This window comes from Burkholderia sp. PAMC 26561, from assembly GCF_001557535.2.
In the GTDB taxonomy this organism is placed as follows: domain Bacteria; phylum Pseudomonadota; class Gammaproteobacteria; order Burkholderiales; family Burkholderiaceae; genus Caballeronia.
The window spans coordinates 1,027,472-1,040,828 of the sequence record NZ_CP014306.1; the positions used below are offsets into that span (position 1 = coordinate 1,027,472).

At 59.2% G+C, this 13,357-nt stretch carries 13 protein-coding genes; 3 read left to right on the top strand and 10 right to left on the bottom strand.

Annotated features, from left to right (window positions below; translation table 11 throughout):
• Positions 1-15 precede the first annotated feature (15 nt).
• The 4 genes from AXG89_RS04905 to AXG89_RS04920 are packed head-to-tail and all read right to left on the bottom strand — an operon-like array spanning position 16 to position 6,284.
• Positions 16-366: a copper-binding protein gene (locus tag AXG89_RS04905; protein ID WP_062168254.1), complete on the bottom strand. Its 351-nt coding sequence runs from the start codon at positions 364-366 to the stop codon at positions 16-18.
• Complete coding sequence (locus AXG89_RS04910; RefSeq protein WP_062168256.1) at positions 363-3,539, bottom strand: efflux RND transporter permease subunit; 3,177 nt, start codon at positions 3,537-3,539, stop codon at positions 363-365. The genes AXG89_RS04905 and AXG89_RS04910 overlap by 4 nt, the downstream gene beginning before the upstream one ends.
• Positions 3,536-4,987, bottom strand: a complete 1,452-nt coding sequence (locus tag AXG89_RS04915; RefSeq protein ID WP_062168258.1) for an efflux RND transporter periplasmic adaptor subunit — start codon at positions 4,985-4,987, stop codon at positions 3,536-3,538. The genes AXG89_RS04910 and AXG89_RS04915 overlap by 4 nt, the downstream gene beginning before the upstream one ends.
• Before the next feature lie 7 nt (positions 4,988-4,994).
• Positions 4,995-6,284: a TolC family protein gene (locus AXG89_RS04920; protein WP_062168260.1), complete on the bottom strand. Its 1,290-nt coding sequence runs from the start codon at positions 6,282-6,284 to the stop codon at positions 4,995-4,997.
• 195 nt (positions 6,285-6,479) lie between these two features.
• Here AXG89_RS04920 and AXG89_RS41990 point away from each other — a divergent pair, with 195 nt between their 5' ends.
• The gene (locus AXG89_RS41990; RefSeq protein ID WP_062168262.1) at positions 6,480-6,779 is read left to right on the top strand and encodes a hypothetical protein; all 300 of its coding nucleotides are present in this window, start codon (positions 6,480-6,482) and stop codon (positions 6,777-6,779) included.
• A 37-nt stretch (positions 6,780-6,816) separates the two neighbouring features.
• Here the strand turns inward: AXG89_RS41990 and AXG89_RS04930 are convergent, their stop codons facing one another.
• From AXG89_RS04930 to AXG89_RS04960, 6 genes are all read right to left on the bottom strand, one after another.
• Positions 6,817-7,491, bottom strand: coding sequence for a hypothetical protein (locus AXG89_RS04930; RefSeq protein ID WP_236873372.1), 675 nt, complete (start codon positions 7,489-7,491; stop codon positions 6,817-6,819).
• A gap of 261 nt (positions 7,492-7,752) precedes the next feature.
• On the bottom strand, positions 7,753-8,376 hold the full coding sequence (locus AXG89_RS41995; protein WP_062168267.1) for a hypothetical protein: 624 nt from the start codon (positions 8,374-8,376) through the stop codon (positions 7,753-7,755).
• Entirely contained in the window at positions 8,373-9,191 is an 819-nt protein-coding gene (locus AXG89_RS04945) for a DUF2092 domain-containing protein (protein ID WP_062168269.1), read from the bottom strand. The genes AXG89_RS41995 and AXG89_RS04945 overlap by 4 nt, the downstream gene beginning before the upstream one ends.
• Before the next feature lie 10 nt (positions 9,192-9,201).
• Positions 9,202-10,176 carry a SphA family protein gene (locus AXG89_RS04950; protein WP_062168271.1) on the bottom strand — a complete coding sequence of 325 codons (975 nt, stop codon included), beginning with the start codon at positions 10,174-10,176 and terminating at the stop codon, positions 9,202-9,204.
• A gap of 53 nt (positions 10,177-10,229) precedes the next feature.
• Complete coding sequence (locus AXG89_RS04955) at positions 10,230-10,688, bottom strand: glycine zipper domain-containing protein (RefSeq protein WP_062168273.1); 459 nt, start codon at positions 10,686-10,688, stop codon at positions 10,230-10,232.
• A gap of 78 nt (positions 10,689-10,766) precedes the next feature.
• The gene (locus AXG89_RS04960; protein ID WP_062168275.1) at positions 10,767-11,570 is read right to left on the bottom strand and encodes a hypothetical protein; all 804 of its coding nucleotides are present in this window, start codon (positions 11,568-11,570) and stop codon (positions 10,767-10,769) included.
• A gap of 719 nt (positions 11,571-12,289) precedes the next feature.
• On the opposite strand from AXG89_RS04960, the gene AXG89_RS04965 reads away from it, so the two are divergent.
• Positions 12,290-12,694: a helix-turn-helix domain-containing protein gene (locus AXG89_RS04965; RefSeq protein ID WP_062168277.1), complete on the top strand. Its 405-nt coding sequence runs from the start codon at positions 12,290-12,292 to the stop codon at positions 12,692-12,694.
• Between the two features lie 45 nt (positions 12,695-12,739).
• Positions 12,740-13,348: a hypothetical protein gene (locus AXG89_RS04970; protein WP_062168279.1), complete on the top strand. Its 609-nt coding sequence runs from the start codon at positions 12,740-12,742 to the stop codon at positions 13,346-13,348.
• Positions 13,349-13,357 lie beyond the last annotated feature (9 nt).

A 13,357-nucleotide genomic window follows, 5' to 3' on the forward strand; every position in this document is an offset into this window, starting at 1 on the left:
ATCGTCCAACATGAGTTATTGCTTTCGCATCGTCACAATCGTCATGGTGCCGCTCACGTCTTCAACGCGCACCTTCACTTTGTCGCCCTCGTGCGCCTGCTTGAGCATTGCAGCGTCTTTCGCCTTGAACGCCATCGTCATGGCCGGCATGCCGACGTTTTGCAATGCGCCGTGCTTGAGCGTGACCATGCCAGACGCGGTATCGACTTTCTTGATTTCCGCATCGGTCAACGCGCCTTTGGTCGACGCAGCCGGACTCGTCATTGCCCCGTTCATTTTCATGCCGGCCATGTCGTCGGCAAGAACCGATTGTGAGACGGCGAGCGCAGCACTGAGTGCCATCGTTAGACAAACAAGCTTCTTCATTTGATTTCTCCAGATTGAGTAGAAGGCACCAACGTGCCAAGGGGATGCCGCAACTGCCGGCGCTTCACGAGCAACCATGCAGCGGGAATGACGAACATGGACAAGAGCGGCGCTGTGACCATGCCGCCGACCATGGGTGCAGCAATGCGCTGCATGACTTCCGAGCCCGCGCCGTGGCCGAGCATGATGGGGATCAGCCCTGCAAGGACGACGGCAACGGTCATTGCCTTGGGCCGGACGCGCAGCACCGCGCCTTCGCGGATGGCATCGATCAGAAGCGCCTCGGTCATCACAACTCCGCCATGAAGCCGATGATCGAGCGCCCGCTTGAGATACAGCAGCATCACCACACCAAACTCGGCGGCGACCCCGGCGAGCGCGATAAAACCCACAGCTGTCGCGACGGAAACCGCATGACCCAGAGCCCATATCAGCCAGAACCCGCCGACCAGCGCAAATGGCACCGTCGACATCAGCAGCAACGCATCAGCAGCGGAATTGAAAGTCAGGAACAGCAGCACGAAGATGATCACGAGCGTGACGGGAATTACCGTGCGAAGTTTCGCCGATGCACGCTCCAGATATTCGAACTGTCCCGACCACGCGATCGAATAACCGGGCGGCAACACGACCTTTTCGGCGACAGCGCGCTGCATTGCCCTCACTGCGGATTGCAGATCGGTATCCCGGATATCGACGTACACATAGCCCGCAAGCCGCGCATTCTCGCTGCGAATCATGGGCGGCCCGTCGGCGATCTTCAGCGCCGCGACATCGCCGAGCATGATTTGCGCGCCGCGCTCTGTGACAATGGGAAGCCGTCGCAAGTTCTCCAGTGAATCGCGAACCTCGCGCGGATAGCGGACGTTGATAGGGAAGCGCTGCCGGCCGTCAATCACCTCGCCCACATTTTCCCCACCCACCGCCGATGACACCACCGACTGGATATCGGCAATCGCAAGGCCGTATCGCGCAGCCTTGAGGCGGTCGATATCCACATCGATATAACGACCGCCGTTCAGACGCTCGGCGAGCGCGGACGACACGCCCGGCACCGTCTTCACGGTCGCCTCGACTTGGGTTGCGAGCCTGTCGATCACGCCGAGATCGCCGCCCGATATCTTTACGCCGACCGGCGTCTTGATACCCGTCGACAACATGTCCAGCCGGTTGCGAATAGGCGGCACCCATACGTTCGATAATCCCGGCACCTTCACCGTCTTGTCGAGCTCATCGACGAGTTTTTCCGGCGTCATTCCCGCGCGCCATTGATCGCGCGGCTTGAACTGGATCGTGGTCTCAAACATTTCGAGCGGCGCGGGGTCGGTCGCGGTATCGGCGCGTCCCGACTTGCCGAACACCGTTGCAACCTCGGGCACGGTCTTGATCAGGCGATCCGTTTGCTGCAATAACTCGGACGCTTTTTCCGCCGATATCCCCGGCAACGCGGTGGGCATGTAAAGCAGATCGCCTTCATCGAGCGGCGGCAAGAATTCCCCGCCTAAGCGCGAGACTGGAATCGCCGTCAGCCCAAGCGCGATCACCGCAAGCGCGATCGCAACCCACGGACGACGCAACGTTGCCTCAAGCAACGGCCGATACGAACGAATCAACACGCGGTTGATCGGGTTCGCGTCCTCGTGCGGAATGCGGCCGCGCACGAGATATCCCATCAGCACTGGAACCAGCGTGACCGACAACAACGCCGCCGCTGCGATGGTGTACGTCTTCGTGAACGCCAGCGGCGAAAACAGCTTCCCCTCCCGGCCTTCGAGCGAGAACACGGGAATGAACGACATCGTGATGATGAGCAGCGAAAAAAACAACGCGGGCCCGACTTCTGCCGCCGATGCCGCGATCAGTTCCCATCGCTGCGATGCGGTGATCGGCTGATCCGGGTGGGCGTGCTCATGCGCTTCGAGATGCTTGTGGGCGTTTTCGATCATCACGATGGCGGCATCGATCATCGCGCCAATCGCGATGGCAATGCCGCCGAGGGACATCAGGTTGGCATTGACCCCCTGATAACGCATCACAATGAACGCAGCCAAAACACCCAGCGGCAGCGAAAGAATCGCTACAAAAGCGCTGCGCAAATGGAACAGGAACAGCGCGCAGACCAGCCCGACGATCACGAACTCTTCGATCAGCTTGTCGCGCAGGTTATCGACGGCACGTTCTATCAGCTTCGATCGGTCGTAAGTCGTGACCACTTCGACGCCTGCCGGTAACGACTTCCTGAGCGTATCGAGTTTCGCCTTGACGGCGTCGATCGTGGTCAGCGCATTCTTGCCGGAACGCATCACGATCACGCCGCCCGCGACCTCCCCTTCACCGTTCAATTCAGCAATGCCGCGACGCATCTCCGGTCCGATCTGGATCCGCGCGACGTCGCCAAGCAATACGGGCGTGCCCGAATCACTGGTGCGCAGTACGACGTTGCGGAAGTCATCGAGCGAATGAAGATAGCCCGATGAACGCACCATGTATTCGGATTCGGCCAGCTCGATCACAGACCCGCCCGATTCCTGATTGGCTTTTTTCAGCGCGTCGGTGACGGTCTCTTGCGTGATGCCATAAGCGCGAAGTTTGTCGGGGTCGAGCACGACTTGATACTGACGCACCATCCCGCCAATCGATGCCACCTCCGACACGTCCGGCACCGCCTTCAGCTCGAACTTGAGGAACCAGTCGTTGAGCGCGCGAAGCTGACCGAGATCGTGCTTGCCGGTTTTATCGATGAGCGCGTATTCGTAGACCCAGCCTACGCCGGTTGCATCGGGTCCCAGCGAAACCGCCGCACCTTGTGGAAGCCGGCTTTGCACCTGGTTCAGGTATTCGAGAACGCGTGAACGCGCCCAATATTGATCGGTCTTGTCGTCGAAGAGGACGTACACGAACGCATCACCAAACGACGAATATGCGCGAATCGTCTTCGCACCCGGCACGCCGAGCAACGTCGTGGTCAGCGGATACGTCACCTGGTCTTCGACCACTTGCGGCGCCTTGCCGGGATACGACGCCTTTATGATGACCTGGGTATCGGACAGATCGGGCAGCGCGTCGAGCGGCGTCTGCGTGACCGAATACATGCCCCAGCCCGTGATCAGAAGCGTCGCCAGCAGGACCAGGAAGCGGTTCGTGATCGACCATCGAATCAGTCGTTCGATCATTTTCCGGCCTCCATGCGATCCACCTTGGTGAGTTGGTAGCCATCGTCGGATTGCCTGAACGCGAAGTGCACGGTCTCGCCGGGTTTGACATCGGCGAACGCGGTGGGCGACGGTTTGCCGAAGCTCATGGTCATCGCGCCCCATCCCAATGCAGCTACGGGCTGATGCGACAACGTGATGTCGTGGCCAGTCACGGCTTCGACCTTGCCGGTGGTTTCGTAGGTTTGAACCGCAGGCGCAAGCCTTGGCAAGACCGACTTCAAGCTCGCCTCGGAATCGATCAGGAACTGGCCCGATGCGACGACTTCCTCGCCTTCGTTCAAGCCGTTGAGCACTTCGGTATCGCCGCCGGTATCGATCCCCGTTGTGACCGTGACGGGTTGCAGACGGCCATCGCCTTGCTTGACGATCACGACTGAGCGACTCCCTGTTGTGATAACCGATTCCGAAGGCACGACAAGCCGCGATGCCTTGGCTGCGCCGCCGATGCGCGCGCGCATCAACATGCCGGGGGTGAGCTTCAGGTCTTTGTTGTCGATCGAAAGGCGCGCCTGCAACGTGCGGCTTCCTGCAGTGATGCCGGGCAGGATCTCGCGGATGTGACCGGTGAAATGCTGCGCGGCATCGCCCGCGAACACGGCATCCACGCTCATGCCGGGTTTGACTTGCAGCGCCATTGCTTCCGGCACTTCCACCACGAGCCACAGCGGATTCAAGCCCGCGATCTTGGCGAGCGTCTGGCCGGGTGCGACCATCGCGCCATCGCGTACGTCGAGTTCGCTCACCACGCCATTCGACGGCGCCGTCAACGTGACGTGCGTCTGTGCCTTGCCGGTGCGATCGAGGCTCGCGACCACGCCATCGGGAATCGACAACGCCCGCATGCGTGCACGCGATGCCGCGAGCATCGAATCGTCCATGCCGCTGCGTTTCAACGCCAGATATTCCTCTTGCGGCGCGAGCCAGTCAGGCACGAACAGCGACGCAACCGGCGCGCCCTTGCTGATGCGCTGCATCGGCGCGTTCGCATACAACCGGTCGATGTAACCCGTCACGCGCGACTGAATGACGTCGGCGAGGGATTCATCGAACTGCGTTGTTCCTACTGCATCGAAGCTCGTCGATACATCGACTCGGCGAGCGGTTGCGTATCGAATGCCAAGGTTTTGCTGAAGGCCCGAATCGATCTTGATGCCTGTCGAAGCACCGCCTTCGTCCGCGAAAACAGGCTCTAGCTGCATGTCCATGAAGGGCGACTTGCCGGGTTTATCGAAGTGCTGGTTCGGCGACATCGGGTCGTGCCAATAAAGCACCTTGCGGCCGGCATTGGCTTCCTTCGCGGGCGTGTCGTCTTTGGCGCGATGCGTCCCTGCAACGTAACCCGCCGCAAGCAACGCGGCCGCCGCGAACACGGCAAGGACAGCGCGCGTGATGGTTTTTTTGTTCATCGTGGTCTCACTGTCCGTAGGTCATCGATGGCGGCACGATCTGATACTCGAGCTGCGCCCAGGTGAGCGATACATCGCGTTGAAGATCGAGCACTTGCAGGCGTGCATCGAGCAACGCGCGTTTCGCGGCGAAGGTGTCAGCGAGCGACCCTGTTCCGGCTCGATAAGCCGCGGTCGATAACTGCGAGCGTTGATCCGCGGCCGGCACGAGCGACGTGTTCAAGTTGGCGACGCGATCGCGTCCGCTTGCGAGCGTGGCGGAGAGGGTGCGGATGTCGGCATCGACTTGTCGTCGAGCATCTTCATACATGAGACGCGCCTTGGTGCCGAGTTCGGATTTCTCGGCGGTATCGCGGTCCTGGCGGTCGCGCCGGTTGAGCGGGATCGGAATGCTGACGCCCACTGACACCATGTTCGAGTACTGGCCGCCGCGCTGCTGATACGAGACTTCCCACGTCCAGTTCGGATTGCGGTTGCTCTGCGCGACGGCGGTGTCGGCATCGGCAACGGCGATTTCCGACGATGCGCTGATCAACGCAGGTTCGACACGCTTCAATTCATCCGGTGGCAGCGACGCAACGACCGACGTTGGCGCGGGCGGATCGCCGGAAATATCGCTGATGGGCGCCGCCGTCCATCGCGACAAACCGATAAGCGCCGTCTGCAACACTTGCTGCGCCTTCAGCAATTGGTCGCGTGTTTGCGCGAGCATGAACTGCGCTTGCGTGACGTCGGCGGCGCTCGCTTTTGCGCCTCGATACGACGCCTGCGTCGCGGCCAACTCGTGCACCATGTGATCGACAAGTTCTTGCTGCAACAACAACGACTGCTTTGCGTAAGCCGCGTTGAGCCATGCGGTCGCCGTCTGCTCGCGCACATTCACCAGTTGCGCGAGATAGCCGGAGCGTTCGCGATCGACTTCCTGATTGGCAAGCGCCGTACGCAAACGCCTCTTCTCAGGCGACACCCATTCCTGTTCGATGCCAACACGCCGCATCGTCATGAAGTCCTGCCCGATGGTGAAGCCTTGCGACCCATTCACAGGCAAGTTGTCGATACCGGCCTTGAGCGTCGGATCGGGTAACTGACCAGCCCGGATGACGCCTTGTGAACTTGCACGGACCGATGACTGCGCGGCCTGCATGGAAGCAGATCGATCGGTCGCCGATTGCAGTGCTGCATCGAGCGTCAAAGGCGTTTCCTGGGCAAAGGCTTTGACGCCGCCAAGCAATAGAAGAAAAGCGAGCGCGCGCTTACGCCCATGCCGGAATACCGGCACGGTAATAGATGAATGCATTTCTCAACCCCAACGGTCGATCCCCATAGGGAATCACGTCCTGAGTGCAGGACGACCTCGCCGCGCAAGCAGCGAACATTTAGCGAAGGGAATTAGAGTGAGCGAGGAGGTTTCCACAAGCCATCAGGCTCGCGGACGAAGAGCGATTGTCTGGCGTGGAAAAACACAGGCCGATATGCCCGCAAGGTCCGTGCAATGCTTGGCGCAGAGGCCGGAATGGTCATGCAGCCTATTTGGCACTGCACGTCCATCTTGCATGGCGAACTTTTGGATTTGTTGTCATGCCCAGATGATGAATCCGATACCGATGCCATGGAATCACAACCCGGCATGGACTCAGCCATGGCGCTTGTGGCATCCATGGTCATGCTCTGCATGGGACACGGTCCGGCCGAGCCGCTGGCTGCCAGCCCTGTTAAGGGCAGCACCGAGCAAAGCCACAAGACGAACAATGTGCGCAGGATTTTCACGACGGGAAGTATATCTCAGCGATAATTTCCGTGGTTTGACACTGAAGCGCTTTTCTAAAGGCTCAGTATTTGTTGAGCGGCGGAAGCGGCGACTTGGAATTACGTAATTTACGCTTTTGCTTGATGGCCCGGTTGAGCGCCTTCTCCGATTTGCGCCAATCAAACCTGGTCTCAAGCTGATCGGAATAATGTCCATGGACGGCGCTAATTAGTACATCGAGCTGTGGCTCGCCTGGCGAGTTCAGTTCGTCCACTCGTGCCGGGTGCTTGAGTTCAGGGCTTCGATCCATCCATCGATAAAGCAAGGGAATCGCGGACTTCAACGATCCCTTGCGCGCGGCAAGACGCAACGCTCGCCATGCCGGGCCGGCGCCGTTCGCATGGCCTTTTCGCGCATCCAGCAGCGCTTGGCTTAAACGCCTGAAGCGTGTCGCAAGCCGCGGATATACCCAGATCAAAGCCAGCACCAATATCAGAAGCGAGGCCACCAGGATCGCTTGCCAACGATCGATTACCAGGATTCGATGCGCGCCACCTTTGGACAATGCATCTGCGGGAATATCGAATAGCGGCCTTTCCTTCGCAGCTAACGCCGTGAAACTTACGGCCGGCAAAGCGATTGATTCCCTTTTTTGCGTCGCGATATTCCACCACTCTATTGTCACGGGCGGCAGCTTGAAACTGCCGCTGCGATCAATGACGTAAGTCACGGAATCAGTGCGCTCGCCTGCCACCAAACCGGCACGATCCTGAATGACGTTCTTGGTCGACGATGGTTTTGCGTATCGCTTGAGTCCTTCCATTTCGAAAGCGTTTGTACGGCAAGACCGTACTTTGCAACGCGGCTCGTTCGAGAGTCTGGATGACAAGAGCCAGCGGATTCGAGTCCATACCCATCTCCGGTTGATCGATAATCATCGTCATGCGTACATGACGCACTGTGACGCAGGAAAGACCGGCTGGTTTCGATCAGAAAACCAGCCGCGCGATGAAGCGGGTTATCGGGGTGCTGTGACCACGACGTACTGCACTTGCGTTCCGTAGTATTGAGGCTGATACCAGTTCGGGCCGCAATGCTGATAAGCGATGCCGTTGACGATCACGTTCGAACAGCTCGGCGGTAACGTAGCGACCGTCGCGCCGACCACGACCGCCGTTGTCACGCCCACCGCCACGCCGACAGCAACAGGATCGACGTACCAGCCGTCGTGGTAATGATCGTCATCGTGATGATGGTGGTCATCGTCGTGGTGGCCGTCGTTGCCGCCGCCGTCGTTGTGATCGCCCCCGCCGTTGTTGTGGTCATCGCCTCCGCCGTTGTTGTGATCGCCGCCGCCATTGTTGTGGCTACCACCACCTCCTCCGTTGTTGTTATGGCCGCCGCCACTGCCTCCGCCACCATGGCTTTCACCTACGCCATGCTGCATGCCACCGCCCGGACGGCCGCCTTGCGGCATGCCGCCGCCGTGAAACCCTCCGCCGCCATTGAAACCGCCCCCCGGCGGCGCATGGATACTGGTGCGCGCGCCGCCGCGAAAGCCGAATGCATACGCGCTCATGGATGTCGCGAGGAAAACGCCGGCAATGCCGGCAACTGCAATTTGTCTGGTGCGAAACATCATTCACTCCCCTCAAACGGCGTGCGCACAGCAGGCTTGAGTTCAATAGCCTTCGCGTTTGCCGCCGGCCGGAAAGTAAAGGTCGATGCCGGGAATTCCGGATTGATCTTCCAGTGATAAGTCACGACGTGCCGCGGATGCGCACTCTGCGATGTATCGATGGTCGCCATGCGGCATGGCAACGGACGCGAGCCGCTCTGGATCCATATTTCCCAGTCGGCGCCGCTTTGCTGATAGGCATAGTGGTTGCACCAGCGTGTATCGACGCGCTCGAGCCCAATGAACAACGCGGATGTCAGCGTGGAGTCGTCGACCTTGCCGTCGCCCCAGTAGAACAAGTCGGCAAGCGGTGTATCGATGTTGTAGGTGCTCGCCAACTCGCGCACGAGTTCGTCGTTTGTCGGAGGCGCGGGGTTGGTCGAGTAATAGCCCGGCGTCGTGTCGTAGATCGTGAAATGGCGACCGTCGTAGACGAGTCCCTTCTCGCCACGGCTGCCCGTGATGTCCGCCCTCATGCGGTTCGGGCGCTGAACCTTGACATCGGTTTCGTGAAGAAACGCGACGGTCTGGCCGCTGTCGAGAACGGCATCGGTTGCGGTCGATGCCGAGACCTCGAAGCGGCTGAGCGAGCGCAGGTATTGCGACATTGCGCCTAATGCATCGAGGGCTTTTTGCTGGCGCTCGGGCTGCACGGTCGTTGCCGTGCCGCTGGCCGGCTGCGGACTGGACTGCGCTATTGCGTTTGTCGCGCCCATACCGTACGCGATGCACGCGACGGCAAGCGCGACGCGCGCGGGTTCAAACTTACGGCTTGGCACATCGTCCTCCTTACTGAAAAGTAGCGCTGATCGAAAGCTCGACCGCATTGCCCTTCGGCCGGTTGAGCACTTCGAATTCGTTCACCCATCTGAGCGACGCCGATACCGGCGTGCCGCTCACTTTTCCTGCGTACGTGACCATCGGTCCGAGACCAACGGAATGGCCCTTCGCACCTCCAATGACGTCGGCGAGACCACCGCTGTCATCGCTGATCTGCTGGATCCATCCGCCGACCACACCCACGCCCCAACCGCTTGTGAAACGCTTGAGGGCGAGCAGGTCGAGCACGCTGATTGGTGCGTTGTGATAGTGAGTTTTATCGTTAGGTGTATAGAAGTTGATGCCGTAGTTCGCTGAAAGCTCAATGTTGTGCTCCGGCAAGAGCTTCGTATAAGCAACGGTTGGAATAAACGTCCACGTGTTCTGTCCGGCATTCGCAAGCCGGCTGGTGCTATAGGCGCCGCTAGGCGCGTACATCTGGACGCTCAACGCAATATGGTCGGTCTTCGTCAGGTGATAACCCGCCACGACCGGCGTGAACAGGATGTCGGCGAATTGCGTGGCCTTGTCGTTCGGCAGCCGGCCGTTGAATGACGACGCCGATGTCCACTGGAACGGCACGCCGAACTGCGTGGCGAAGTTCCATCCGCCAAGCGTTACGCCCCACGTCTTCACCGCGTTCAACAAGGTGTACGAGACGTGATAGTTGAGACCCGCTGTTACCGTTCCCGCAACCGGGATGCTCCTGCTCGTTCCGAGCGAGCCTTCGTAGTAGATCGTTGTGATGGAAAAAATCCAGTCCGACGAAGGCAGCACGATGCCCGCATAAGGCATCACCTGCATGCCCGTAATCGGCCGTCCGATCCCGCCCTCCGTTGCTCGGCTGGCGACGGGAACAGAGAGTGTCACGGCGGCGCACACGACTGCACTAATGTCCTTGCGCAGGCCGCTGCGTTTGCGTGCCTGCCTGATCGACGTCTCCATACTGCCTCCTCGCTGATGGGTTGTCGTGCTCGCCTGAGTACATCTCCGTAAAGCTACTGGACCGTATAGCCGCGTCCCTGCATGCATGCCGAGTACGAGCGCCAGTAGGTGCTCATTTCAGCCTGCTGACTCGCCTGCGCGTTCTGTGCCTGTGCTGCATGCTGCCGCCGGCTTCGCACACCGCCGGCCACCGCGCCGGCCGTGGCGCCCACTGCTGCGCCGTGGCCGGCATCGTTATGATTGACGTCACCAATAAGCGCACCTGCCGCAGCACCTCGCGCGGCGCCGCCAACTCGCGCGCCGGTCGGCCCTTGCGGCGGTGGAGGCGTTCCTGCAACAATGGCAGGATCAATACCGGTGTTCTGCTTCGCCCACGCGTAACACGCGCCGTCGTCCTGCGACTGCTTTGCCGGGCTTTGCCCGTGCGCCGGATAAACGGCGGGTTTCTGGGCAAGCGCTGCATGAGTGGCTACGGCAAGCGCGGCTGCGATTGCTAGATTTGATACTTTCATGACAACCTCAAAAACGATGTGTGCAAAGGGAGCTCCTCTTGCTCGCCAAACTTTCGAACGTCATCTTGTTTTGGATTCCTACTTACTAAAGGTCATGTTCAGACCGGCAAACAGGGTGAACTGCGGAACCCCGCGCCCCGAATGCGCGACCGAATATTGCGGCTCGATAAACGCGTTATAAATGGTCGTACCGGACTTCCACGCTTTGCCGCCGCCCAGGCCCACCGGTATGTAATAAGTCCCGTGCTGCAAGTCGAACGTCCATGTGCCCGTCGAACGCACATACCATCCACCCGGCAGATTGAAGATACCGAACGGCTGTGCAGTCAGCGATTGCACCGTCGGGCGACTGTCCTGTCCGGCGAAGGAGTGCTGCCATTGCACAAGCGCGCCAAGCAAACGCGCCTTGGTCGCACTGACTGCGACCGCGGCAAGCCCGGCCTGCCACTTGCCGCTGCCAAGGCTCGGATCTGTCGCCGTCGGCATGGTGAGCAACGGTCCGATACCGACCTGGATGCCCTCCTGCGAGAGCAGGAAGATGTCGAATAGATTGATATCGCCCAAACCTGTGTTGTAGCCGCCCGCTGGATCGGGCCGAGTACTGATGGGCAGCGTCGCTCGGAATATCTGCGGTACGCCAATCAAGCCATTCGGCCCAATGGGAATAGTCGGACGCAAGAGAAAATCGTTCGTATGCGAACTCGCACCGAAAACGCTCGGCGTATAGTAATTTTGAATATTCAACGACGCAGCCAGATTCAGCGGATTATTACTTTTATTGGCTTCATCGGCCGCACTCTGTGCGAGCGCCACGCCCGAAAATGTCGCGGCACTTAAGCTGAAGCAGAATGACCGGACGAATTGCGGCGCGCAAATTCCCATGATCTTCTCAATGTGCCAATTTATGAAAACGCACAGTCGGCCGAAGCGTTCAGTGAAGAACGCTTGAGTTCCGGCCGCACGAATGAATCCCTCCGGCTCTAAAGAGGGATTGGTGTATTTCAATGAATCGATGCCACTCGACGAGTAGCGACAATGAGCCTCAGGCAATGCGCCTGATGCGGGCAGTGGCCATCACGAGTCCTCGCAGAGCCAAGACAGACGTGAACGTGTCCAGTAATTCCTACCTTTCGCGGCAGGTATTGTCTTCCACAGTGTTCTACATTTGAACGGATGCTAGCAAACGTTTTCTGGTTTGCCAAAATTATTTTGTAACGACACGACGATTTAAATTAAACATCGAATTCGTTTCCATAACGTTAGCAAACATCTGACACAACATTTTCCGACGAGTCTCATTAGGTGAATAGAGATCAAATTTCAAGCAAAAAAATTTTCACAGGATCGCCCCAAATCGTTTGAAAACAGATATTGGTTTGGACAGTGGCTTCCATTGGGACCTGTCTCATTGGTCGAGGGATGGTTTTATTAATTATTTCGTGAATTATCAAATCCGAGAGGACTCTTCGTTTTGAATTGTTTAAGTCGAAACGAATCCCAGGATTGTTTCGATATGAGACCCGGACGCCGCGGCAAACCGGGACGGTCAACAAGCGGCGACGGACTGCCGTGCATTCCTGAAGACAAGGACAAGTGCACAGATGCTTTCTCAGCCCGAAAACCTGCCCAGCGTAATGCGCCGGATGACCGCGGGACAGATGCTGCTCGACGGCGCATCGGTTGACCGCGTGGCCGAAGAGCTTCACCTGTCGCTCGCGACGGTCAGGCGCTACAAGGCGCTCATCGACGCAGGCGGCCTCGATGCCTTGCGGCAACTCGGCGTGGGCGGACGCACCTCGGTACTGGACCAGCGCGCGCTCGAATGGATATCGGCGGCGTTGCAGGGCTCGGCTAGAACCCACGGCTTCGACAGCGACGCATGGACCAATGCGCGGCTGCGGTCGTTGATCGAAACGCAATTCGGCGTGCGTTATTCGCGCGTATACGTCTGGCAAATCGCCACCAATCTCGGCCTCGGTCATCTGTTGTCGAAGTCTCGCCGGTAATCGTCACAAGCCCGCTTACCATTTCAAACCGTATAGGAACTGCACATGACCCGTCACCACACTTCGTCGAAAATCAGCATGCATCTTGTACGAATTGCCATCGTCGTTTTCGCCTTGATCGCTGCGCCCGTCATGGCGCAGACAGCAGCGTCCAGCGTGGGACCGGACGGCGTGGGTGCAGCGGCGACTGCCGAGGCAAAGGCGCAGGTAGTAGGTATCGATACCGCGTCGAACAGCGTTGCGTTAAAGGGCGAAAGTGGAAAGATCGTGAACGTCGCAGTCAATCCGGACATTGCGGATGTCGGCAAGCTGAAGCTCGGCGACACCGTGAACATCCGCTACGAAAACGCACTGCTCGTGCGGGCGACCAAGGTGAAGTCGGACGGCATCCGCGAACGGATCGATGAAACCGCAGCCGTTCCCGAAGCCAACGGATCGACCGCCACGGCGCGGCGCGTACAGGTCGTCGCGACAGTCCAGAAGATCGACAAGGCGCATCGGACCATCACGATTCGCGGCCCGTACAGGACGGACACATTGCACGTGGGTCCCGACGTACCGCTGAAAGACATCAAGGTGGGTGACAACCTGCGCGCGGAATTCGTGGAAGCGACTGCCGTACTCGTGACACGTGACGGTGCTCCAATCAAATAATCGGCCACC

What these genes read in the sequence shown, in the direction of transcription:
- AXG89_RS04955 (WP_062168273.1), bottom strand. Translation starts at nt 10,688, where the DNA reads ATGAAAGTATCAAATCTAGCAATCGCAGCCGCGCTTGCCGTAGCCACT.
- AXG89_RS41995 (WP_062168267.1), bottom strand. Translation starts at nt 8,376, where the DNA reads ATGATGTTTCGCACCAGACAAATTGCAGTTGCCGGCATTGCCGGCGTT.
- AXG89_RS04910 (WP_062168256.1), bottom strand. Translation starts at nt 3,539, where the DNA reads ATGATCGAACGACTGATTCGATGGTCGATCACGAACCGCTTCCTGGTC.
- AXG89_RS04920 (WP_062168260.1), bottom strand. Translation starts at nt 6,284, where the DNA reads ATGCATTCATCTATTACCGTGCCGGTATTCCGGCATGGGCGTAAGCGC.
- AXG89_RS04915 (WP_062168258.1), bottom strand. Translation starts at nt 4,987, where the DNA reads ATGAACAAAAAAACCATCACGCGCGCTGTCCTTGCCGTGTTCGCGGCG.
- AXG89_RS04970 (WP_062168279.1), top strand. Translation starts at nt 12,740, where the DNA reads ATGACCCGTCACCACACTTCGTCGAAAATCAGCATGCATCTTGTACGA.
- AXG89_RS04965 (WP_062168277.1), top strand. Translation starts at nt 12,290, where the DNA reads ATGCTTTCTCAGCCCGAAAACCTGCCCAGCGTAATGCGCCGGATGACC.
- AXG89_RS04960 (WP_062168275.1), bottom strand. Translation starts at nt 11,570, where the DNA reads ATGGGAATTTGCGCGCCGCAATTCGTCCGGTCATTCTGCTTCAGCTTA.
- AXG89_RS04950 (WP_062168271.1), bottom strand. Translation starts at nt 10,176, where the DNA reads ATGGAGACGTCGATCAGGCAGGCACGCAAACGCAGCGGCCTGCGCAAG.
- AXG89_RS04905 (WP_062168254.1), bottom strand. Translation starts at nt 366, where the DNA reads ATGAAGAAGCTTGTTTGTCTAACGATGGCACTCAGTGCTGCGCTCGCC.
- AXG89_RS41990 (WP_062168262.1), top strand. Translation starts at nt 6,480, where the DNA reads ATGCTTGGCGCAGAGGCCGGAATGGTCATGCAGCCTATTTGGCACTGC.